This is a genomic window from Bianquea renquensis (assembly GCF_014384895.1).
In the GTDB taxonomy this organism is placed as follows: domain Bacteria; phylum Bacillota; class Clostridia; order Lachnospirales; family Bianqueaceae; genus Bianquea; species Bianquea renquensis.
In genome coordinates this window covers 20,084-44,108 of record NZ_JACRSQ010000023.1, presented here as the reverse complement: position 1 = coordinate 44,108, position 24,025 = coordinate 20,084, and the positions used below count along the sequence as shown (strand labels likewise).

Sequence of the window (24,025 nt, the reverse complement as noted above, 5' to 3'; positions counted from 1 at the left end):
CTCTACTTCCTTTCTATGCTATCGCTATTTATGTTTAAAAATTTCGTAGGAGATCATCCAAAGTATCACGCCGGCGGATCAATTTCACCGTGCCATCCTCCCTAAGGAGAACCTCTGCCGGGCGCAAGCGGTTATTATAGTTGGACGACATGGAGTACCCGTAGGCGCCCGCGTCCAGAATTCCGATTATATCACCTTCCTGGGCCTGGGGAAGCACCCGATCCTTTGCCAGAATATCGCCGCTTTCACAGATATTTCCCACAACCGTCACAGGATATAAATCGCTGAACGGAGTATCAGAAGCGCGGTAGAGTTCTATATCGTGGTGGGAATCATAGATCATGGGGCGGGCGAGAACATTAAATCCCACATCCGTGCCCACATAGCGGTGCCCGTAATTTTCCTTGACGGCGTGGACAGTGCCCAGGAGCACGCAGCTTTCCGCAGCAATATAGCGGCCAGGCTCAACCTTGAAGGCGATGGATTTGCCGTATGTCCTAGCAAAGTCATGGAGGATGGCGTCAAGCTTGGAGCCGAGGTCAGCCAAATCCAGTCGGGGCTGGCCTGCCGCCTTTTCATAGGGAATTCCGAATCCGCCACCAAAATCAATGAATTCTAGATCTTCAAACGTATGGGCTAGAGCCAGGAGCGCCGATACCCCCTCCAAATATTTGCCAGGCTCCATAAAGAGCGAGCCAATGTGTTGATTCAGACCGGCCAGAGAGAGACGGTGAGAGCGCAGAATTTCGCGCATATCGTCAAAGAGGGATGGGTCTACTGCAAATTTTGTCTTTTTCCCTCCGGTGATAACCTTGGCGTGATGACCGGCGCCCACACCGGTATTGACGCGCACACAGACTTTCCCGCCAGGGCAGAGCCGGCCAAACATCTCCAGCTGGGACAGAGAGTCCACACTGACCATGATGCCCCGATCAATGGCATAGCGCATCTCAGCTTCTGAAACATTATTGCTGATATACAGGATTTCATCGGATGTGTAGCCGGCGGCCTCTTCGACAAAGATTTCGCCGGGCGACATAGCGTCAGCCAAAAGACCTTCCTCCCGCGCAATGCGGAGCAGGGTCAGATTGGAGTTTGCCTTAACGGAGTAATTGACGAAAAAACGGGGATAGGAGACCAAATTCCGCATCTCCCGGCATCTGGCGCGGAAGATGGACTCGTTATATACGTATAAAGGACTGCCAAACTCCGAGATCAGTTCAAACGGCTCGGCAGCGTCAAAAAAGCGGTTCTTTCCTGTAACGGGGCTCCATAAATGGGACATTGACTTCCTCCTTAGGGTAAAATGCAATAGTAAAATCTTCTTTTTATTATAGGGCGCCTGTGATAAAAAGTCAATTTTTAGGATAAAAAAATAAAGAAAAATTTAAGTTCGGCAGATTGTTGCCGGTGGCTCCTAAAGTGATTGGGAATCAGATCAAAAAATCTCGCCAAGAGAGAGGCCGGCGTGCAAAAAAGGATAGAGAGGGCAAAGAAATGGGGACAGGAGAGTGAGAAATGCCCGCCGGTAGGAAGGGAGCAAGAGAGGCCGGCGTGCAAAAAGGTAAGAGAAGGCAAAGAAATGGGGACAGGAGAGTGGGAAATGCACGCCGGTAGGAAGAGAGCAAGAGAGGCCGGCGTGCAAAAAGGAGAGAGAAAGCAAAGAAATGGGGACAGGAGAGTGGGAAATGCCCGCCGGCAGGAAGAGAGCAAGAGAGGCCGGCGTGCAAAAAAGGAGAGAGAAAGCAAAGAAATGGGGACAGGAGAGTGAGAAATGCCCGCCGGCAGGAAGAGAGCAAGAGAGGCCGGCGTGCAAAAAGGTAAGAGAAGGCAAAGAAATGGGGACAGGAGAGTGGGAAATGCACGCCGGTAGGAAGAGCAAGAGAGAGGCCCGGCGTGCAAAAAGGTAAGAGAAGGCAAAGAAGTGGGGACAGGAGGGTGAGAAATGCACGCCGGTAGGAAGAACAAGAGAGAGGCCCGGCGTGCAAAAAAGGGAACAGAAGGCAAAGAAATGGGGACAGGAGGGTGGGAAATGCCCGCCGGTAGGAAGGGAGCAAGAGAGGCCGGCGTGCAAAAAAGGGAACAGAAGGCAAAGAAATGGGGACAGGAGGGTGGGAAATGCCCGCCGGCAGGAAGAGAGCAAGAGAGGCCGGCGTGCAAAAAAGGAGAGAGAGGGCAAAGAGGCAGGGAAAAGAGGGTGAGATTTCCCTTTTGCGCCATATCCATAGTTGCACTGAGGTTAAAAATCATGGTATAATAATCGCAAAAGCGATTATACGCGCCGGCCGCGCAGTGAGCGAAGCGAACAAACCGCTGCGCGGACGTGTGCAACCTCGCGGAGCTATATCATGGCCGGAGGCCATGGTATAATGATTGAAAGCAAAAGTCATTGAGAAAGAAGACAGAATAAAATCAAGTTGAAGGGCGCTGGCGCGCCAGAGTGGAGGGACACATGAAAAAACCGATCTACGTGTTTGGACATCGAAATCCAGATACGGATTCCATCTGTTCTGCTATAAGCTATGCAAGGCTGAAAGCCCTGTTGGGTCAAAGCGACGTGGAAGCGGCGCGGCTGGGCGACATCAATAAAGAGACGCGCTACGCACTGGAGTATTTTGGAGTGGAGGCTCCGCCTCTGTTGGGAAGCCTAAAGCCATTAGTTGAAGATTTAAACATATATTCCACTCAATCTCTGCGAAAGACAGATATTTTGAAGACAGCGATGAGTGTTTTAAGCCGGCAGCGCGGGCATGTGGCCCCTGTTGTGGATGACGACAACAAGATCGAGGGCATGATCAGCATCAGCGATGTGACTCCCGTGTACCTCGGTCTGACAGGAAAATCCCTTTTGAAGATAACCAACACTCCCATTGGAAATATTATGAAAGCCATCGACGGGGAGTTCTTAACCCTAGAAAAAAATATGGAGCAGATTGCGGGGGATATCTATACGGAATCAGACTGGGACGAAGAGATTTCGGTGCGGCCCAATGACATTCTCATCGGAAGCTTCCAGCGAGAATGTAAAGATAAGTGGAAAAAATGGAAGGGCGGCGCGGTAATCTGGTGCAGCTTTCAGGAGATTCATCCCCGAGTCCCCCAGGATTACCCGGCGGTGATCTACGCAACCCATGCGTCCATGTTCAAGGTGGCAAAAAGCATGGCGCTCTGCATTCCAATTGAGACCATGGTGCTAGATGAGGATGAGATTGAGATGTTTCAGATGGAGGATGCGCTGGAAGATGTGACGGACACCATCCTGGCATCGCCGGCAAGAATCTTTCCTGTAGTAGACCGGGGCGGGGTTGTGATGGGCGCCATCTCCAAAAGCAATCTCATGCAGGTCAATCGCCGGCAGGTGATCCTGGTGGATCACAACGAGAAAACACAGACCGCGGAAGGAATCGAAGAGGCAGAGATTTTGGAGATTATTGATCACCACCGGGTGGCGAACGTGCAGACCATGGCACCCTTATATTTCCGGGCGGAGCCGCTGGGCTCCACCTGCACGCTGGTGGCGGGGATGTACCAGGAGCACGGACTGAAGCCTTCACGGGAGATCGCAGGTCTCCTGCTTTCTGGAATTCTGTCGGACACACTTCTGTTCAATTCCCCTACCTGCACAAAAAAAGATGAGGATATGGCCAGGTGGCTGGCGGACCTGGCAGCGGTGAATCTGAATACGTATGGAATGGATCTCATTGTTGCGGGCACCTCGTTGGAAAATGAAACGCCGGAAAAGATCTTGCGGCGTGACATGAAACGATTTCACACGAATCGGCTGCAAATGTGTGTATCGCAGATCAACACCGCAGATTCCAGCCGGCTGTCTTCTCTGAATGGGGAGTTGTTGGATACGATGGAGAAAATGTGTTTGGATCAGGGGTTGGACCTGATGGTCCTCATGATCACGGATATTATCCGGCAGGGATCTTATATTTTGGCGGCGGGGCCGGAGAAACAGGTGGCAAGGCGGGCCTTCCATATGGAGAAGGAGGCGGATGGCGTATTTTTGCCAGATGTCTATTCCCGCAAGAAACAAATCATTCCCGTATTGATGAACGCGGCGCGGATATAGAGCGCGGGAGAGACAAAATGGATCTTTTTGAATACAACCGAAACGCAATACACAAAAATGAGAGCCCCCTCGCATACCGCATGCGCCCAGAGACGCTGGAAGATTTTGTTGGGCAGGAGGAAATCGTGGGGAAGGGAACCCTGCTGTATCGCGCAATCAAAGCCGATAAGCTAGGTTCCGTTATCTTCTATGGCCCTCCGGGCACGGGGAAGACAACCCTAGCGCGGATCATCGCAGGGACCACCCATGCCCGGTTTCAACAGATGAACGCGGTCACGGCAGGGAAAAAAGATATTGAGGCGGTCATTGAGCAGGCCAAGACAGATATGGGCATGACAGGAACCAGAACGATTTTGTTTATCGATGAGATTCATCGCTTCAATAAAGCACAGCAGGATGCCCTGCTCCCAGCTGTGGAGGAGGGGGTTGTGATTCTAATTGGAGCGACGACGGAGAATCCTTATTTTGAAGTAAATAACGCGCTTCTATCCCGATCCCGGATTTTCCAGTTAAAGCCATTGACGCCGGACCATATCATGCAGATTCTAGAACGCGCGGTGACGGATAGAGAAAAGGGGATGGGATACCTCAATGGCGCCTTGACGGAGGAGGCGGCAGAGTTTCTGGCAAGAACTGCGGACGGAGACGCGAGGACTGCGCTCAACGCCCTAGAGCTAGGCCTCCTTACAACGGAACCAGATGCGGAAGGCCGCATCGTCATCGATTTAGACGTGGCGCAGCAGTGCATTCAGAAGAAGGCGTACCAGTATGACAAAGATGGGGATGCACACTACGATCTACTCAGCTGTTTTCAGAAAGCAATCCGCGGTAGCGACCCAGACGCTTCACTGCACTATCTGGCAAGATTGTTGGAGGGGGGAGATCTAAAATCCATCTGCCGGCGCCTATTGGTAATTGCCTGTGAAGACATTGGGCTAGCCTACCCGCAGGGGATCACCATAGTGAAAAGCTGTGTAGACTCGGCGGTTCAGGTCGGGTTGCCGGAGGCCAGCATCATATTGTCGCAGGCCGTCGTCGTTTTGGCGACGGCGCCGAAATCCAATTCGTCCAGCTCCGCGATTATGAAAGCCGTGGAGGATGTGCGGACGAAAGAGTTAGGATCACTGCCGGCGCATCTGCGGGACGCGCACTACAAGGGCGCTGCGAAGTTAGGACACGGGGAAGGCTACCGCTATCCTCACGACTATCCGTATCACTATGTGGAGCAGCAGTATATGCCTGATGCGCTGTTAGGCACAGTGTATTATGAGCCTGGCGAAAATAAAAACGAGCGGGCGATTCGAAAATACATGGAGGATGTAAAAAAGGCATCAGGGCAGTAACCTTTGCCGGAGTCTCAGCATATACTAGTGAAAGCGAGCTACGGAGGTGTGGTCATGATCCAATATCCTTATACTAACTGTGATTGCTATGGGATTTTATTTACCAGCCGAAAGAAACTAAAGAGAGGAAAACAGCCGAAGGCCTCGAGTTACACCGATAAAGACGCGGCGGACCGGCTGTTGCTACACAAGCTGCGCCCCCCAATCTGCCACGTATTGCAGCCGTATGTCCAGTCGGCAATACAAAGGCTAGATTATGAGGGAAGCTTCATATATGATGAGATTTTGGATGAGGAACGTTTTCAAGCTCAAGTGCGGGGGCTGATGGATCAGATCATGCGGGATGGCGCTTTGGGGGAGGCGCCAGCGGCCTGTCATGCAGGTACGGTCAAGGATTTGCTGGCTGTCATGTTGCTGGAGGAAATCATAGAGTGTCGAAGAAGGCGGCGCTCTAGGGTCAGTCAGGAAGTTGTTACAAACTGTTCAAAATTATAGGATTGACTTTCGAAAGTTGAGAGGATATCATAGAAGTAAGGAAGGAGATATGAGCCGTCCTGGGCCAATCAGGCCGGCTTTTTGTATAGGGATTTTGAGGAGGATAAAGGAGAGCTGAGAATGGCTTTTGTAGAGTTTCGAGAGGTAACGAAGTACTATCAGATGGGTGAGCAGAAGATTACGGCGGCAGATGGGATCACCTTCTCCTTTGAGAAAGGAGAATTCGTCATTATCGTGGGCCCCAGTGGCGCGGGGAAGACGACGGTGCTGAATATGCTAGGCGGAATGGATGTGTGTTCCGGCGGAGAGATTCGACTTGAGGACAAGTTAGTCAGTTCTTACGGCAGCCGGCAGCTGACAGAATACCGGCGGTATGACATAGGGTTTGTCTTTCAGTTTTACAACCTGGTTCCGAATCTAACTGCCCTGGAAAATGTGGAGCTCGCGTGCCAGATTTGCCGCGAGCCACTGGATCCTGCCCAGACGTTGAAGATGGTGGGGCTGGAAGATCGGATGGACAATTTTCCGGCCCAACTCAGCGGAGGAGAGCAGCAGAGGGTTTCCATCGCCAGGGCGATCTGTAAAAATCCAAAGCTACTCCTGTGTGATGAACCCACAGGTGCGCTGGATTACAATACAGGGCGGACGATATTAAAGCTACTACAGGATACCTGCCGGAATACGGGCCGGACCGTGGTTGTCATAACCCACAATCAGGCGTTTACATCCTTGGCTAACCGGGTCATTACAATAAAAAGTGGGAAGGTAACCAGCATTGCCGTGAACGACCATCCTATGTCTGCAGATGAGATTGAGTGGTGATGTCTATGCGGAGTACGTTTATAAAAGAATTGCGCCGTTCCATCACCCGCTCGGTAAGCCGGTTTATGGCCATTTTTGCCATTGTAGCGCTGGGCGCTGGATTTCTAGCAGGCTTAAACGCGTCGGCACCGGATATGCGCTTGACGGTAGACGAATATTTTCGGGAGAGCAATTTTATGGATTTTCGTTTGCTATCCACCATGGGGTTTACCGAGGATGACATACAGGCGCTGCGGGAGCAGGAGGGAATCCGAGAGGTCATGGCGGTCCACAGCACAGATGTAGAGGCCACCATCGGGGATAAAGACTATATCCTCCGCATTCATGGCATGCCGGAGGAATCAGAGAATGCGATCAACAGGCTCGTTTTGGTGGAGGGCCGTATGCCGCAGGCAGAGGGTGAGTGTCTAATCAATCCTGGGAAGATCGGGTCTGAGTCCATCCAGGTGGGAGATGTCATCGTGCTCAAAGACCCGGATGGCGATCTAAATGAGACGTTGGATACCCAGACGTATACCGTGGTAGGGCTGGTGCAAAGCTCATACTATCTGACATTTTCCTTTGGCACCACGGAACTAGGAAATGGCACCGTGAACTATGCCATGTATGTGCCAGATACGGATTTTGTCCAGGATGTTTTTACCGATGTGTACGCCACTGTTGAGGGCACAGAGGGAATCTCGAGCTTTTCGGGGGCATATGACGATCGCATCGACGGAGTCGAGACGAATCTGGAGATCTTCGCAGAGGAGCGGGAACAGGTTCGCTATGATGAGATCAAGGAGGAAGCCCAGGCTAAAATCAATGAAGCCTGGGACGAATACGCAGAGAGCGAGGCCGAAGCCAATGAGAAACTGGCCGAGGCAAAGTCGGCCCTCGAAGAGGTAGAAGCGACCCTTGCGCAGTCCAGGCAGGAGTTGGAGGAGGGGCAGCAGGAGTATGAGAATGGCGTCAGCGAGCTGGCGTCGCAAAAGAAACAATTTGAGGAAACCATCGCATCGGCTCAGAGTGAGATCGACAGAGGATTCGCCCAGTGGGAGGAGGGAAATCGCCAGCTAACAGAGTCAAAGCCGCAGCTGGAGGCAGCCAAGGAACAGATTGACGCGGCTCAGGCGCAGATTGAACAGTTGCAGGCCGCCGGGATGACAGAGCAGGCTGCCGCGGCCATGGAACAGCTAGAGCCTGTGAAGCAGCAGTACGAAGCAAGCCTGGACGAATATACGAAGCAGCAGGCAACTCTGGACGCGGCGAAAAGCCAGCTGGAGGATAGCCAGGCGGAGCTTACACAGAAAACGGAAAGCGCCCAGGCGCAATTTGCCAAGGCCCAGAGAGAACTTGACAGTGCGAAGACAGCGCTGGATGAGGGAAAGACCCAGCTGGAGCAAGGGGAGAAGGAACTAGAACAGGGGCAGGCAGACTATGCGGAGCAGGAAGCGGAAGCGAGGAAACAGCTGGCAGATGCGAAATCCCAAATCGAAGAATCTCAGGAGGAAATTGACGCCCTGGAAATGCCGGAATGGTATATTCTCAACCGGCACAAAAATGAAGGGTTTGCCAGTATGGAAAGCGACGCGAAACGGTTGGCATCCATCGCCACCGCCTTCCCTTGGATCTTTTTTGTGGTAGCGGCGCTGGTTTCCTTGACCACCATGACGCGAATGGTAGAAGAGGAGCGCGTCTTAATTGGCACTTATAAAGCGCTGGGCTATGGGAAGGGGAGGATCGCGGCAAAATATCTCCTGTATGCGGGAATTGCCTGTATTGCCGGATGTATTGTGGGGATTCTGATTGGATTTCAAGTGCTTCCAGCCGTTATCATACGGGCGTATGGGACAATGTATATCCTGCCGGATACCGTCATCGCATTTCAGTGGAAGTATGCGCTGATTGCGGGCATCATGTCTATAATCTGCACATTGGGAGCCACCATCGCCGCGTGCTTTGCGAAGCTTCGCGAAATGCCTGCCTCCTTGATGCTGCCGCCGGCGCCCAAGGCTGGAAAGCGGATCTTGCTGGAGAGAATTCCGTTTCTATGGTCCCATGTACCATTCCTTAAGAAAGTCACCTTTCGAAACCTATTCCGCTATAAAAAACGTCTATTCATGACGGTGATTGGCATTGCAGGATGTACCGGGCTTCTGCTTACAGGTTTTGGAATCAAGGATTCCATCGGGGATATATTGGACAATCAGTATGAGGATATATATGAATATGACGCCCTTGTCAGCTTTGAGGACGCGGCGAAGGCCGCTGAGAGCAAGGCGATGCTGGAGGACGTGCCGACCGTGTCAGACTATCTACTCAGTGAAACGAAAAGCGTGGAAGTATCGGGAGATAAACAGTCCATGACGGCGACGCTTCTTGTCCCAGAGGACACGGCGCAATTGAACACCTTTGTCAATTTCAGGGAGCGGATCGGCCAAAGGAAGCTTGTCTTGAATTCCGACAGTGTGCTCGTCACAGAAAAGCTGGCCAAGGAGCTGGGAGTGCAAGAGGGCGATTCAATCCAAATCGATTCGTCGGGGCAGTTGGTCAACCTTACAGTGGGTGGGGTCACAGAGAATTATATCGGTCATTATATTTACATGTCGCACGAGATGTACCGCAGTGTATTCAGCGAGGAGCTGTTGTACAACCAGGCGATGGTGGTGTTGTCAGGGACGGAGGAAGAAAAGCAAGCGTTTCCCGATGCGGTTCTGGGGCATGACAACATAGCCACCGCTCGGCTAATGAACGATGTGAGCGAGAGTTTCCAGAATATGATTCAAAGTCTGGATGCCGTCGTTGTTGTGCTCATTGTGTGCGCTGGTATGCTGGCCTTCATCGTGCTTTACAATCTGACCAACATCAATGTGACGGAACGGCAGCGAGAGATCGCCACGATTAAGGTGTTGGGCTTCTATGATAAGGAAGTCAACGCATATATTTACAGAGAAACGGTTCTGCTTACCATTCTGGGGTGTGCTGTCGGGCTGGTGCTGGGAGTCTTTATGCATAGTTTCGTCATACAAACCGCTGAGGTGGACATGGTCATGTTCGGGCGTCGCCTGCATCCAGCCAGCTTTGTATGGTCTGCGGTCTTGACCATGCTGTTCTCCGTCTTTGTGAATCTGGTTATGTATAAGAAAATGCAGAAGATCAGCATGGTTGAATCTTTGAAGTCTGTGGACTGATGAATGAAAGAAGGATGGAACTTGACGGCGTCGGAGTTCCATCCTCTAATCAAATAGCGGAAGGGGATTAATATGGATCAAAATCAAACAGCGGCAAAATGGATATGGAAGGACTGTCTCGCAGGAACCAATATCACCTGCAATTTTCGCAGGACTTTTTTTCTCGACCAGGATGTGGAGGAGGCATCTCTTCAGATTTCCGCCCACAATCACGTTAAGGTTTACATAAATGGACATCGAGTGAGCGGCATTTGTTCTCCGGCTGCCTCAGGATTTCCCAATACAAAATGGTATTTGACCTACGACATAGCACCTTACTTGGTGCAGGGGGAGAATGTGATCGCGGCCACGGTGCTTTTCATTGGCGGCGATGGACAAAACCATGTGACAGGCTGTCCGGCGCTGTGGTTTACTGCGCACTGCCGGATGCAGGACGGAACAGAACGGCGTATCCCTTCCGATGAGCATTGCCGCGTCAGCGCTGATACGGGATACCGGCCGCACATGCCGCTCCGAGAGCAGCGCCGGTTAACCGGGTCCACGCATTTTGATCCGGCTCAGGAGCCGCGGGGGTGGAAGGAGTCCGGCTTTGACGATGAGGCTTGGGAAGCGGCGGTTGTGTCGCCGGCCCAGCTCATGGGCATTGTCCTTCGAAAACAGGAAATACCCGAGGGAAAGAGTATACGCTCCTGGACGCCGCGCATTTTGAATGTTGTGGATGAAGACTGCACCGTGTATGATGCAGGGGAGGTTCTTACGGGGTTTGTCCGAATTGCCGTGCATGGAGAGAAGGGCGCGGTGGTCAAGTTGCGGTACGCAGAAGGGCTGGAGGGTCAGCGCCGCTCCTATCTTGATTTTTGTTCAGAGGAAGAGATTGAAGGGGCGCTGTATCTCAGGGCCGAGGAAAAAAAGGCTATGCTCGAGAAGGTGCGCCGTGCCCGGCAGAAGACATGGGATCAGCCGGCGGTTCAGAGGGTCGAAAGGGGAGCGTGCAATGACGTTTCCGAGTTCTATTGTGACGAGTACGTAGTCCAGGGAGAGGGCTCTGAAGTATGGCAGGAGGACTTTACCTTTCGCGCCTTCCGCTATATCGAGGTCAGCGGTCTCTCCCGGGCGTCGGTGGATTCCATAGAAGTGTGCAAAGCGGTCACAGGGGTGGATGTGCAGGGGACGTTCACCTGCAATGAGGAGAGTCTCAACAAATTGACAGAGGCCTGCATTCAAACCCAGTGGAATGGAATTCAAGGCATGCTGGTGGACTGTCCACACCGGGAACAGGCCCAGTATCTGGGCGACAGTCTTATGCAGTCCCATCTATTGACATACAATTTCACAGACAGCAGGTTCCTGCTGCGGAAGGTGTTACAGGACTTTGCGGACAGCCAGCTCATACCTGGATTTTTCCCCTTTGTTGCGCCTGGAAGTTATTGGAATCCCACATTTCAGCTGCGGATGTCAGAATATGACTTTGACTATGTGGAGATTCTCTGGCAGCTCTACTGGTATTTTGACGATCAGGATGCGATCCGCCAGTTCTATCCTGTGGCGTCCAGGATGATGGGATATTATCTTGGAATCCGCACTGCGGATGGGTTGATCCCAAAGGAGGAGGGGATCTTTCATATCTCCGACTGGCCATACCCGCGGGTGGATGAAGAGGGGGAGTATCTCTTCGTCATCAATTGCAAGGCCCTTATGGCCGCTGAGAGAATGGAGGCGTTCTGTGAATTTGTGCAGCCAGAGGACAAGTTTCTATGGAAGCAGGCATCGAGCGGCCTAGCCGCATCCATGAGGGCGGCATTCTGGAATGAGGAAAGGGGGCTGTACCGGGATACCCCCACATCCCCCAGCTGCAGCAAAGCGGTGAACGCGCTGGCCTTTCGCGCTGGCCTTTTTGCCGGACGGGAGGAAAGCGCTCTGCCCTATTTGGCCAGTGAGCCCTTCGATACCCGGGTGATTCGCTCCTATGATCTGTTGAAGGTTCTCTTTGAAAACGGCTATAAAGCGGAAGCCTATGCGTTTCTGACGGATCCCCGCACCCGGTGGGGCGCTATGATCGCCCAGGGGAGCAAGACCATCTGGGAGGGATTTGAGGATATTGACTCCCACTCTCACGCCTGGAACTGCTATCCGGCACGGTTTTTACAGCAGTACGTCCTGGGAGTCTCCTGCGCAGAGGCAGGATTTCGCAGAGTCCGCATCGCACCCTATTTTCCAGAGGGAGTCCATGAAATGCAGGGCCGCGTGTTGACGGAGCAGGGTGTGCTGGAGGTCACTGGGGACGCCGGCGGCTTTGCCATCGTGCTGCCAGAGGGGATCCAGGGGGAGTTTGTTTATGGGGACGTGTGCCGGCCATTGCGGGCCGGGCGCCAGGAGATTAAACTTGCCTAAAAGCTTTGACTTTTCCTAGCAATAGTGGTAGAATAAAAAGAAATTTGACTTGATTCTTGCAATTTGGAGGCTATTAGGTGATGACGTATCCCAATATACCGCAATATTTTGCTATCGATGGCAATGTGGAGGACATCCGCCCCTTTGGAGACGGGCATATCAACGATACTTGCCACGCTGTGCTGACCAACCCTTCGGGCAAAAGGCAGGATATCGTGTTGCAGAAAATGAATACTAAGATTTTTAAGAATCCGAAACAGTTGATGGATAATGTCATTCGCGTGACAGACCATCTTCGGCATAAGATTGTGCAGCGCGGCGGCAATCCGGCGAGGGAAACGCTGGAGATGATTCCTTGCCGTGATGGAGCTTGGTATTATCAGGACGTGGACGGCGAGTGTTGGCGCTGCTACTATATGATCGATGGAACGATGTCCTATGAAAAAGTGGAAAATCCCACGGTATTTTATCACTCCGGCAGAGCCTTTGGTCAATTTATGGCGGATCTGTCCGATTTTCCGGCGGAGACCCTGTTTGAAGTGATTCCGGATTTTCACAACACGGCCAAACGATTTCGCGATTTGCAGGAGGCCATTGAGGAGGACTTGGCGGGACGCGGGGGAAGTGTTCCGGAGGAAATCCAATTCGCCCAGAAGAGAAAGCATATCGCGGGGTATATGACGGAGAAAATGCAGGCGGGCGAGCTTCCCACAAGAGTGACCCACAATGATACAAAGATCAACAATATCCTCATGGACCCCGACTCCGGGGAGGGCGTCTGCATCATCGATCTGGATACGGTGATGCCGGGGTCTTGTGTGTATGATTTTGGCGATAGCATCCGGTTTGGGGCTTCCAGTGCATTGGAGGATGAGAAGGACTTGTCCAAAGTCTATATGGATCTGGACCTCTTTGAGGCGTACACAGAGGGGTATCTGCGGGCTGTGGGCGATCAGTTGACGCCGGAGGAGATTTCAAATCTATCCATGGGCGCCATCGTCATTACCTTTGAGACCGGGATTCGATTTCTAGCGGACTATCTGCAGGGAGATACATATTTTAAAATCAGCAGGCCGGAGCACAATTTGGATCGCTGTAGAACACAATTTAAGCTAGTTCAAGACATGGAAGAAAAGTATGAGACCATGCAGGCCATCGTGGAGAAGCACCGCCCACGGTAATGCCAGCGCGAGATCATGGGCCGCCGCTCAGGGGGACACTCCGGAGGAGTATGTCAACCTCAGAGCGGCGGTTTCGCTGTTCTATAGGAAAGTTCGCACTAGGTATAAGTGGGCGTTCCGCAACAGGCTTCCCTGGCGCCCTCCAAATTGGTGTATGGTAAATACACCAATTTGGAGGGCGCCAGGCGAGGATCTCAAAAGGGGAGGATATCATAAAAAGTTCACAAATTATATGGTTAAACTTAAGAAAATTACTTGACATGCGCTCTGGAAAATGATAAAGTTGAACTATCAAACGTGGGATACATAAGTATACCAATTGGTGTATATTACGCGTCATCAAAAGGAGGAATTGCAAGTATGGCAACAGCGAATCATGTTATGAATCAACCTGTCAATTGTCTTCGAGGAGGACTTCCCAAGATTGGAATCCGTCCCTGCATCGATGGCCGCCGCAACGGCGTTCGGGAGAGTCTGGAAGACCAGACCATGCAGATGGCAAAATCCGCTGCAAAGTTGATCACGGATAATATTCGTCATCCCAATGGTTTGCCCGTTGAGATCGTCATTGCCGATACCACCATTGGCGGTGTTGCGGAAGCCGTCGCCTGCCAGGAAAAATTCGACCGCGAGGGTGTGCACATCACCTTGAGCGTGACACCTTGCTGGTGCTATGGCACGGAGACCTTTGACATGGATCCACGCAACATCAAAGCTGTATGGGGATTCAACGGAACAGAGCGCCCGGGCGCTGTATACCTTGCTTCGGCCCTGGCAGGATATTCGCAGAAGGGGATTCCAGCTTTCGGAATATACGGCAAGGACGTGCAGGACGCCACCGACACCACCATTCCGGACGATGTAGCGGAGAAGATCCTGCGCTTTGCCAAAGCTGCGGTTGCAGCGGACAGTATGCGCAATAAGAGCTATCTATCCGTCGGATCGGTCTGCATGGGCATCGCTGGATCCACCATCGACCAGGATTTCTTCCAGGAATATCTGGGTATGCGCTGCGAGACGATCGATGAAGTGGAGATCCTCCGCCGCATCGACCGTGGCATCTACGACCATGAGGAGTTTGAGATGGCCCTCAAATGGGTTAAGGAGAATTGTCAGGAAGGATTCGATAAGAATCCGGAGGATAAAAAGTTTACGAGGGAAGAAAAGGATCAGCAGTGGGAGTTTGTCGTGAAATGCTATATTATCTTCCGGGATATCATGATCGGCAATCCGAAACTGGCTGAGATGGGATTTGTGGAGGAGTCCTGTGGGCGCAATGCCATTGCCGCAGGTTTCCAGGGACAGCGCCAGTGGACGGACCATCTGCCCAACGGGGATTTCCTTGAGGCAATGCTGAACAGCCAGTTCGACTGGAACGGGATCCGGGAAGCAAAGATCGTCGCGACAGAGAATGACACGCTCAATGGCGTCGCCATGTTGTTTGAGCACCTGGTCAGCGACCGGCCCTCCGGATTTGCCGATGTGAGAACATACTGGAGCCCTGAAGCCGTGGAGCGTGTGACAGGAAAACGTCCCACCGGCTTGGCGGCGGACGGCTTCATTCACCTGATCAATTCTGGCGCTGTATGCTTGGATGCCAGCGGATACGCGACTGACGCCGATGGAAATCCGACGATCAAGAAATGGTGGGATATGACAGGTGACGATGTGAAGGCGCTGTTGGAGGAAACGGAATGGTGCCCGGCTGACATCTTCTATTTCCGCGGCGGTGGATTCTCCAGTCATTTCAAACATGGGACTAAGGGCGGCATCCCCATGACCATGGCTCGCATGAACATCGTCAAGGGCTTAGGTCCGGTCTTGCAGATCGCGGAAGGCTACAGCTGCGAATTGGAGCCGGATGTATTCGAGAAGATCGATAAAAGAACAGACCCCACGTGGCCCACGACGTTTTTTGCCCCGAGACTCACAGGAAAGGGCGCTTTCAAAGACGTGTACAGCGTCATGGCCAACTGGGGAGCCAATCACGGAGCTTTCTGCTATGGCCATATCGGGGCGGACCTGATAACGCTGGCTTCCATTCTCCGGATCCCGGTCAATATGCATAACGTCGATGAGGATAAGATCTATCGCCCGTCGGCTTGGTCGGCCTTTGGAACCGAGGACAAAGAAGCGGCTGACTACAGAGCTTGCGCAGCTTTCGGCCCCATGTACAAGTGTTAAGCACATAGACAAAAAATACAAAGAAATTCCTCGTGAAACGCAGTCAATCCGTCATGTATATTGGCATGGCGGATTTTTCTTTACAAAACAGGAAAAGAGTGATAAACTGTATATGCCTTCAAGGAGGAATTTTTATGGAAAAGGACACGTTCCGCTATCACGCGGCCAACGGAGAACATGATATTCTAGCGACTCTGTGGGAGCCTCGGATATCAGAGCCCAGAGCTGTTATTCAGATCGCACACGGCATGGCGGAACACCGGAAACGGTATGAAGAATTCGCCAACTATATGACGGAGCGGGGCTACGCGGTATGTGCAAACGATCACGCCGGCCATGGCGAGTCCGTAGGCGATCCACCTTTGTATGGGTATTTTGGCAAGGCGGAGGGCATTGACTTTGTGGTACAGGACATGTATACGTTGACGGAGCACGCAAAGGAAATGTACCCCCATCTGCCGGTGGTTTTGCTGGGACACGGCGTGGGAGCCTCCTTGAGCAAACTGTATGCCACTCTCTACCCCAAAGTCCTGGCCGGCCTTCTGCTGTCGGGCCTCGGCGGAGCTTCTTGGTTGCTCTGGCTGGCGATTCGGTTCGCGCGCCGTCAAGTCGAAAAGAATGGGGACCGGACGCAGGAAAATGTTTTGAATCGGTTCATGATGGGCGATTTTAATTCCGGCTACAATAATGTCCGCACCGAGCGAGATTGGCTGTCGCGGGACGCGCAGGCTGTCGACTCTTTTTTGTCGGATCCGCTGTGCAATTTTCTGTATACCAATCAGGGAGTTTTGGACATCCTGCGGCTGACCCAGAGGGTTAACACGCCGGGGTGGTATACGGCTCTCCGAAAAGATTTACCCATCTACTTATTTTCTGGCGATATGGATCCCATTGGAAGAGAAGGGCGATGTGTGAAAAAAGCGGCGCGCACTCTCGAGCGCACAGGTATGCAGGACGTGCAGATGAAGTTGTACCCCCAGGGACGTCACGAGATGCTGCAGGAGATCAACAAGGAAACGGTGTTTTCGGATATCTGCCACTGGCTGAATCGAATTCTGAAGAAAAAATTTTTACAGGGATGAATCCAGGGAAGGAAGAAAGGAATATTGGTTTTTAATGGTGGACAGAACCACATTCGTCTGTGTCTTCGATACCCCCGGAAGACTCTTAATCTGATTAAAGATCTTCTCCAAGGAGGTGGTATTTTCCGTGATGATCTTCACCATGCAATCAAAGCTGCCGGCTAGGTAATGCACCTCCGTGACCGCCTCCTCGTGGAGGACATAGTGGACGAACTCGTCGCGAAATTGGGAGCTCTCTAAGGTAATCAACATGAACACCGTCAGATCCTTATTGAAAGCCTGCGGATTCAGAATCGTCGTATACTGCTGGATCATTCCGGAACTCTCAAGCTTCTTCAGCCGTTCACTGACAGCGGACACAGAGAGATTGACACAGGAGCTAATTTCAGACATAGAAATACGGGCATTTTTCAATAAAAGCCGGACGATCTCGGAATCAATGCGGTCCATGATGGATCACCTGCTCTTTCTTATCGTTGCTATGTAGGAATCTATGCTTATTATAACGAAAAATACACAAAAATACAAGAGTCGCACACAAAAATCCGCGGAAAAGATGGAACATCCGCGGATTTTTGGATAGAAGGTTTTGATTAGCGAGAGCAGCAGGACGATTTTTGCTCAGCTTCAAAGCTGGCGCAATCCGTGCACTCTATGCTTTTTGCGGTCGCTTCATGTTTGCTGACATGGATCTGGTTCAGCGTGCAGTAATCCTCATTTCCTGCGTGGAATTTACATTCGGTCACGACACAGCCAATGTTTTTGTTCGGCGTCGCATTTGTCATCATTCTTGATTCCCTCCTACTAGTTTGATAGAGACTTCTGGAGGCGGATACGCGTTTCTTTACAAAATACTTCTGTATTTTAAAAAGAAGGCCGTATCACCTCCATCATAGTATGGTCCACAGAAAGGAAAATATGCGGGCAAAATTTAGCTTGCGGTGTCCGGGTGTAGGCTGGAACAGCATTGTAAAAAAACAGAAAGTGTGGTATACTATCCACGTTATGGGAGCAGTGGAAAAGTGCAATGCCACTGCGGGATATGGACGAGTGAAAGGCCGTGACAAGCGGTCGATGGAGGAGTCAATGAGCGATTGGATCAACATACCGAAGAATGTGCACATCCTGCTGAACTCCTTGCACGCGGCTGGATACGAAGCGTATATTGTAGGCGGCTGCGTTAGGGATTGCCTGATGGGGTACAAACCGAAGGATTGGGATATCACCACGTCAGCTAAGCCGGATCAAGTGAAAGCTATTTTTCGAAAAACCTACGATACGGGAATTGCCCACGGAACAGTTTCGGTGAGGCTTGGCGAGGATGTCTATGAGGTTACAACCTATCGCGTCGATGGAAAATATTCAGATTTTCGGCGCCCAGATGAGGTTTCTTTTACAACGAGTCTGCGGGAAGACTTGAAGAGAAGAGACTTTACGATTAACGCCATGGCGTACGACCCCAAGATTGGCCTCATCGATTATTTCCAAGGGAAACAGGATTTGAGCGAGGGCCGGGTCCGCTGTGTAGGGGATGCCAGGGAACGGTTTCAGGAGGACGCGCTCCGAATGCTGCGAGCCCTTCGATTTGCCGCGAAGTTGGATTTTTCAATTGAAGCGAAAACCTACGAAGCGATGGAGGAGAAAGCCCCATTGCTGGCCAACATCAGCCAGGAACGCATCTGCGATGAGCTGACAAAATTATTGCTATCGGACAATCCGTGGCGAATGCGGGATGTGGTGGAAACTGGCCTGATGGCCTATTGTATACCGGAATTTGTACCCTGTGCCTCCATGCCGCAGAGACATCCATATCATATTTTTACCGTGGCGGAGCACACCTATGCATCGATGCAAGCGGTGGAGGCAGACCGGATTCTGCGGTGGACTATGTTTCTCCATGACATCGGCAAGCCGCCTACGCATTCGGAAGATGAGAATGGTTGCGATCATTTTTATGGGCATGTCAAACAGAGTGTTGCAATGGCGGATACTATCTTGAGAAGGCTCCGCTTTGACAACGCGTCGCGGGAGAAGATCCTGACACTGATTGCCTATCACGATTGCGAGCTTCCCGATACAGAGCTGTCCATGCGCAAGCTGTTAAATAAAATTGGAATCCCTTTATTTCCAGACCTTTGGAAGGTCCAGGTTGCAGATATGAGGGCGCAAAATCCTACCTTATTAGAAGAGAGATTGGAAAAGGCAGAGGCCACCATGGAGCTCTATCAGAGAGTTCGAAACCAGAACCCCTGTGTTTGTCTGGAGGATTTGGCGGTAAATGGCTGGGATCTAATCGCCATGGGATATCCGCCGGGAAAAGCAGTGGGTCTGGTGCTCAGGCAGCTTCTGGAGGTTGTAATCGAATGCCCGGAACTGAATCAGCGCGGAATTTTGTTGGAGACTGCGGAAAAGTTAAAGAAAAAACCGGAAATTCAAATATACCTTGGATAATCATTTTTTTTGTCATTCTCTCATATAGATAATAAAGGACAGTAGCAATTTATTAAATATGCGGAGGATGTGCTACAAATGCGAGACTTCAATCCACAAGTATTGGGGATGTTTGGAATTATGCGCCACTACAGGGTTACGCGAGCCTACGGCGCTTACATATGCGAGACCCCTCTCGGATTAAAAATCATAAAGGAATCTCATGAATCAGAGGGGGAGCTCTTGTTTGCCCATAGTGTCAAAGAACATCTATACCAGAGTGGCTTTCGGTGCATCGACAGGTACTGCGTGACGGAGGAGGGACTTCCCTATGTGGAGTTCAATAAAGAATTGTTGACGGTGCGCAACTGGATCGGCGGGGACGAGGCGGAGCTGGAATCCCTTGAGGATGCGATGCTGGTAGCGCGGCAGCTAGGACAGATGCATACGTTTTGCACCGGTCTTGATCCAATGGAGGGAAGCCGGATATCCATGCGCTGGTATGAAGTTCCAGAGCGCATGGAAAAGCGCCTGCGCCAAATGCAGGGATTTTGTAAAATGGTACGGCGGAGTAGCCGCTATACAGACTTTGATCTGCTGTTCTTAGATCACTTCCAGGAGCACTATGACGAGGCAAAAGAAGCATCCGAGCTCATGAGCGGGCCGGAGTACCAGTCGGAAGCCCATTTGGCGGAGACACAGTGGGCGTTTGGACACAATAATTACAGCAATCACTGCGTCTATAAAGCGCGGGGACAACTCCTGATTGCCGGCTTCGAAAAGAGCTGTTTTATGCTGCCAATCCTGGATTTTGTCAAGCTGTACGAAAAGATCCTGCGAAAATATGACTGGGATTACGATATCGGGATGAGGATTTTGGAGGAATATGAAAAATGTCAGAAGTTAAACCCTTGGGAGGAGAAAATCTTGTTTGCGAGCTTGCTGTTTCCGGAGCGCTTCTGGATATTAGCCGAGGCCGCATACAGCAGCAAGCGCAACTGGATACCACAGGTATACTGGCGCAAACTGGAGGAGATTACAGAGCAAAAAAATCAGCGCCAGCATTTTTTGAGGCGCTTTCGCATGGGATTAGGTTTGTAAGATTTGGCGAGAATATCTTTCCATTTTTTTAATTTTTCTAAAATCCTTTTCAAAAAGTGTCGGTTTATGCTATAATAGACCAGAAGCAATGGAAAGCGGAGCAATAAAGACCTTCATACGAATGGAGAATGAAAGGAAGAACTCTATGGATAAAGATAAATGGACGCCTGACGATGAGTTTTGGGCGCAGACGGGCAAAACCCCGCCGCAGCCCGTCAACTCGGGGAATGCGGAGGAGGATGCCCAGGATCTATGGGACGACTCGGTGGCGGCTGCACCGAGGGATGAGCATACCCAGCACTATAGACCATCTCAGGAGGAACAGGAATGGGAGGCGCAGGCCGGCGATACCTGGGAATCCCACGGAGAGCAGGAGCAGGGGAGCCAAGACTCTGGCTGGGAGCCCTCGCCTATGGACGAGATGCGCCACGAAGAGCAGCAAACTGTCCACCGCCGCATTGAACCGAAGCATCATAGGGATGACAGGGTGGACGAGCCTGAGCCGGAGGGAGATGGAGGCGACGGCGGTGACGACGATATCAAAAAGCTTGTGCGGCTGTTGGTCATCATCGGTGTCAGCACAATTGCAGTTTTAATAATAGCGGGCATTATCATTTTTAAGGTAATGACGGCCCCGGGAAAGAGCGCCAATGAGAATTCCCAGAGCAGCGCAGTGGAATCCGAAGAAAGCAGCATTACCTATGAAGGTTCAGAGATGGCCGGTGTTGTCCTGAATGTCAATGAAGAATTGTATCAAGTTACCGTATATGATGGGGTAAATCAGGTGGAGACCACCTTTTCCCTGCAAAACGCCAAGAGCATTACGGACCAGTACGGAAAAGAGATGAATATTGGAAGCATCCAGAGAGGGCAGATCGTGGAAGTACGGTATAACGCCGCAAATGAGAACGCCGTGGAGCTGTTCAGAATTTCGGCAAAGACCAGCGCGCTGGAGGATGTCACGGGGGCCACTGTCTCCGATCATACGATCACCGTGGGGGATACGACCTATACCTTTGATGACAAGCTAGTCTGTACGTATCAGGGAAAAGAGTTTGACATCGCCTCGCTGACGAGTCAGCAGGTCTTTACTGCGCAAGCGATGGAGGATCATATCTACACCATCTATGTTACCTACTCCACCGGTACACTGAAGCTTGTAAACCAAGATTTGGACCAGTATGCAGGTGCGGAGTTGAAGGCTACGCCCGCCGCCGGTGCGCCGGTTACCGCTGCCATCACCAAGGACATGCAGCCCATCGCACTTCTGGAGGGACTTAATTCCATCGTGGTGACAAAGGACTCCGTCACCGTTTACTCTGGACAGATCTTCATTACCAGCGGAAAGGAACAGGAGTTGACACTTCCCAATGGGGCTGAGAAGACGGGCACCGTGAAGTTTTCCCTGAATCCAGCGAATGCCACGGTGGACATCAATGGACAGACCTATCACAATGGAGACGAGGCGACGCTGCCTTACGGGGAGTATACCATGACTGTCAAGGCGGATGCCTATGAATCCCTTGAGCAGACGATTACCGTCGGACAGCCGTATGTGACGGCGGCCCTGAGCCTGAACGCCTCGAAGACGAAGGTTTCCATCGAGTCCTCCATGGCAAACTCCATTGTGTATATCAACGGGGATCTGTACGATAGTGCGCCGTGCGAAGTCATGCTAGGGCCGGGAACGCATGAAATTACAGTTTCCAACACAGGCTATAAGGATGTGACGATGACCATCCAGATTACGGCGGGCAAGGCGGAGCAGGTGCTGTATTTTTCCAATTTTGAAAAGAACGATCCGGAACCGGAACCCCCTGAGTCCTCCACAGAGTCCAGTGAGGACAGTCAAACTAGCTCCAATGAGAATAATTCCAGTCGGGGCCAGGACACAAGCTCCGATACTTCGACTTCCCAAGATTCCAGGGATGGCCATTGATAGAGTTTCATAAAAGATCACAGGTGAATGAACTTGTCGCGGAAGCGGCAGAATGGAGGCAATGATGACAGACTATAGATCCAGGTATGAGAGATGGCTGGCGAGCGATGCGGTGGATGAGGCGACAAAGGCGGAGCTTCGGGCCATCGCAGAGGATGAGAAGGAGATCGAGGATCGATTTTATAAGGATTTGGAGTTCGGGACAGGGGGACTCCGCGGTATTTTGGACGCCGGAACGAACCGCATGAATGTCTATACCGTCCGGAGAGCAACCCAGGGGTTAGCCAACTATTTGTTGATGAAGGATCCGCAGGCCAAGGAGAAGGGCGTTGCCATCGCATATGATTCCCGCCATCAGTCGGATGTTTTTGCGCTGGAGACGGCCGCCGTATTCAATGGGAACGGCATTAAGGCGTACGTGTTTGAGTCTCTCCGGCCGACGCCAGAGCTTTCCTTTGCAGTCCGAACCCTGGGCTGCAAAGGTGGAATTGTCATTACCGCCAGCCACAATCCTTCGAAATACAATGGGTACAAGGCCTACTGGGAGGATGGATGCCAGGTGCCGCCTCCCATGGATGAGGAGATCATCCAGGAGGTGGAGAAAGTCGATCTGTTTGACGGCGTCCGTGTAATGCCGCGAAGGGAAGCGGAGGAGGCAGGGCTGTTTGTCTCCATCGGTGAGGAGCTGGATGGACAATATATTGACGTTGTCAAGAGTCAGCTGCTGGACCCGGAGATGGTGCGCGCCCATGCCGCCGACCTGACCGTTGTGTACACCCCTCTTCACGGAACCGGCAATCGGCTGGTTCGCCGGGCCCTGGCGGAGTGCGGTTTTACCAATGTGCATGTGGTGCCGGAGCAGGAAGAGCCCGATGGCGATTTTCCCACGGTACCCTATCCCAATCCGGAGGATGTTCGGGCTTTCGGGCCGGCCATCGCTCTCGGGGAGCAGGTCGGCGCTGACATCCTGATTGCGACGGACCCCGACGCGGACCGGGTGGGCATCATGGTCAAGACGGATACGGGGTATCAGCATTTTACTGGCAACATGACGGGAGTGCTTTTATCCTCCTATATTCTGGAGGCGAGGAAGAAGACGGGACATCTGCCTGCGGATGGATTTCTTGTGAAAACCATCGTGACCACGGAGATGATCCGCGCGCTGACGGACGCATACGGCGTGGAATTAAAAGAGGTGCTAACTGGGTTCAAATATATTGGACAGCAGATTCTGGAGGCAGAGAAGGCTGGCAGGGGAACCTACCTCTTTGGGTTTGAGGAGAGCTTTGGATATCTCAGCGGAACCTATGCCAGGGATAAGGACGCGGTGAGCGCATCCCTCCTCATCTGTGAGATGGCAGCGGTCTACAAAGCCAAGAATCAGACTCTGCTGGACGCTCTACATGAGCTGTATGAGACATATGGATATTATAGGGAGACGCTGGTATCCTTTACCTTTGAGGGGATCGAGGGCATTGCCAAAATGAATTCACTCATGGATGAACTGCGCAAGCACCCACAGGCATCCTACGGCGGTCTCAAGGTTCTGGAGTGCAAGGATTATGCGGATGGGCTCGATGGCCTTCCGCCGTCCAACGTCCTTCGCTTCACGCTGGAAAACAACAGCTGGTTCTGCGCCCGTCCCTCCGGGACAGAGCCGAAGATCAAATTTTATTTCGGCGTCAAAGGTGAAAGTCAGGCCGGTGCGGAGGCTGCCGTAAAGCGGCTCCAGGACGATGTGACAAAGACTATCAAGTAAGCGGAACGCTTGCCCCCTTCTATGCATAGGATACTGTGAGGATATTC

At 51.9% G+C, this 24,025-nt stretch carries 18 protein-coding genes; 15 read left to right on the top strand and 3 right to left on the bottom strand.

Annotation, left to right across the window (positions count from 1 at the left end; genetic code table 11):
- Positions 1 to 34: 34 nt before the first annotated feature.
- Positions 35 to 1,285 carry a diaminopimelate decarboxylase gene (gene lysA / locus H8730_RS13295; protein ID WP_177719640.1) on the bottom strand — a complete coding sequence of 417 codons (1,251 nt, stop codon included), beginning with the start codon at positions 1,283 to 1,285 and terminating at the stop codon, positions 35 to 37.
- 318 nt (positions 1,286 to 1,603) lie between these two features.
- On the opposite strand from lysA, the gene H8730_RS13290 reads away from it, so the two are divergent.
- From H8730_RS13290 to H8730_RS13240, 11 genes are all read left to right on the top strand, one after another.
- Positions 1,604 to 1,771, top strand: a complete 168-nt coding sequence (locus tag H8730_RS13290) for a hypothetical protein (protein ID WP_249289930.1) — start codon at positions 1,604 to 1,606, stop codon at positions 1,769 to 1,771.
- Positions 1,772 to 1,945: 174 nt separating this feature from the next.
- Positions 1,946 to 2,257 carry a hypothetical protein gene (locus tag H8730_RS13285; RefSeq protein WP_249289929.1) on the top strand — a complete coding sequence of 104 codons (312 nt, stop codon included), beginning with the start codon at positions 1,946 to 1,948 and terminating at the stop codon, positions 2,255 to 2,257.
- Between the two features lie 195 nt (positions 2,258 to 2,452).
- Entirely contained in the window at positions 2,453 to 4,078 is a 1,626-nt protein-coding gene (locus tag H8730_RS13280) for a putative manganese-dependent inorganic diphosphatase (RefSeq protein WP_177719859.1), read from the top strand.
- Between the two features lie 17 nt (positions 4,079 to 4,095).
- Complete coding sequence (locus H8730_RS13275; protein ID WP_177719860.1) at positions 4,096 to 5,421, top strand: replication-associated recombination protein A; 1,326 nt, start codon at positions 4,096 to 4,098, stop codon at positions 5,419 to 5,421.
- 54 nt (positions 5,422 to 5,475) lie between these two features.
- Positions 5,476 to 5,916 carry a hypothetical protein gene (locus H8730_RS13270; protein WP_177719861.1) on the top strand — a complete coding sequence of 147 codons (441 nt, stop codon included), beginning with the start codon at positions 5,476 to 5,478 and terminating at the stop codon, positions 5,914 to 5,916.
- Positions 5,917 to 6,036: 120 nt separating this feature from the next.
- Positions 6,037 to 6,738, top strand: a complete 702-nt coding sequence (locus H8730_RS13265) for an ABC transporter ATP-binding protein (RefSeq protein WP_177719862.1) — start codon at positions 6,037 to 6,039, stop codon at positions 6,736 to 6,738.
- Positions 6,739 to 6,743: 5 nt separating this feature from the next.
- On the top strand, positions 6,744 to 9,911 hold the full coding sequence (locus H8730_RS13260) for an FtsX-like permease family protein (protein ID WP_249289928.1): 3,168 nt from the start codon (positions 6,744 to 6,746) through the stop codon (positions 9,909 to 9,911).
- A gap of 72 nt (positions 9,912 to 9,983) precedes the next feature.
- Complete coding sequence (locus H8730_RS13255) at positions 9,984 to 12,302, top strand: family 78 glycoside hydrolase catalytic domain (protein ID WP_177719864.1); 2,319 nt, start codon at positions 9,984 to 9,986, stop codon at positions 12,300 to 12,302.
- 80 nt (positions 12,303 to 12,382) lie between these two features.
- The gene (locus H8730_RS13250) at positions 12,383 to 13,483 is read left to right on the top strand and encodes a phosphotransferase enzyme family protein (protein WP_177719865.1); all 1,101 of its coding nucleotides are present in this window, start codon (positions 12,383 to 12,385) and stop codon (positions 13,481 to 13,483) included.
- Positions 13,484 to 13,843: 360 nt separating this feature from the next.
- Positions 13,844 to 15,667 carry an L-fucose isomerase gene (locus tag H8730_RS13245; protein WP_249289927.1) on the top strand — a complete coding sequence of 608 codons (1,824 nt, stop codon included), beginning with the start codon at positions 13,844 to 13,846 and terminating at the stop codon, positions 15,665 to 15,667.
- Between the two features lie 134 nt (positions 15,668 to 15,801).
- Positions 15,802 to 16,749 (top strand): alpha/beta fold hydrolase, encoded by a 948-nt coding sequence (locus H8730_RS13240; protein WP_177714173.1) that lies wholly within the window; start codon positions 15,802 to 15,804, stop codon positions 16,747 to 16,749.
- Here H8730_RS13240 and H8730_RS13235 read toward each other — a convergent pair.
- Together H8730_RS13235 and H8730_RS13230 are read right to left on the bottom strand one after the other, a co-directional pair.
- Positions 16,738 to 17,199: an Lrp/AsnC family transcriptional regulator gene (locus H8730_RS13235; RefSeq protein ID WP_177714172.1), complete on the bottom strand. Its 462-nt coding sequence runs from the start codon at positions 17,197 to 17,199 to the stop codon at positions 16,738 to 16,740. The genes H8730_RS13240 and H8730_RS13235 overlap by 12 nt on opposite strands.
- 143 nt (positions 17,200 to 17,342) lie before the next feature.
- On the bottom strand, positions 17,343 to 17,537 hold the full coding sequence (locus H8730_RS13230) for a DUF1540 domain-containing protein (RefSeq protein WP_249289926.1): 195 nt from the start codon (positions 17,535 to 17,537) through the stop codon (positions 17,343 to 17,345).
- Positions 17,538 to 17,667: 130 nt separating this feature from the next.
- Between H8730_RS13230 and H8730_RS13225 the strand changes: the two genes are divergently transcribed.
- From H8730_RS13225 to H8730_RS13210, 4 genes are all read left to right on the top strand, one after another.
- A complete protein-coding gene (locus H8730_RS13225) occupies positions 17,668 to 19,200 on the top strand; it encodes a CCA tRNA nucleotidyltransferase (RefSeq protein WP_249289925.1) in 1,533 nt (510 codons plus the stop codon).
- Positions 19,201 to 19,278: 78 nt separating this feature from the next.
- Positions 19,279 to 20,280, top strand: a complete 1,002-nt coding sequence (locus H8730_RS13220) for a CotS family spore coat protein (protein ID WP_177714171.1) — start codon at positions 19,279 to 19,281, stop codon at positions 20,278 to 20,280.
- Positions 20,281 to 20,425: 145 nt separating this feature from the next.
- Positions 20,426 to 22,219 (top strand): PEGA domain-containing protein, encoded by a 1,794-nt coding sequence (locus H8730_RS13215; protein ID WP_177714170.1) that lies wholly within the window; start codon positions 20,426 to 20,428, stop codon positions 22,217 to 22,219.
- A 64-nt stretch (positions 22,220 to 22,283) separates the two neighbouring features.
- Positions 22,284 to 23,978, top strand: coding sequence for a phospho-sugar mutase (locus H8730_RS13210; RefSeq protein ID WP_177714169.1), 1,695 nt, complete (start codon positions 22,284 to 22,286; stop codon positions 23,976 to 23,978).
- The last annotated feature ends 47 nt before the right edge of the window (positions 23,979 to 24,025 follow it).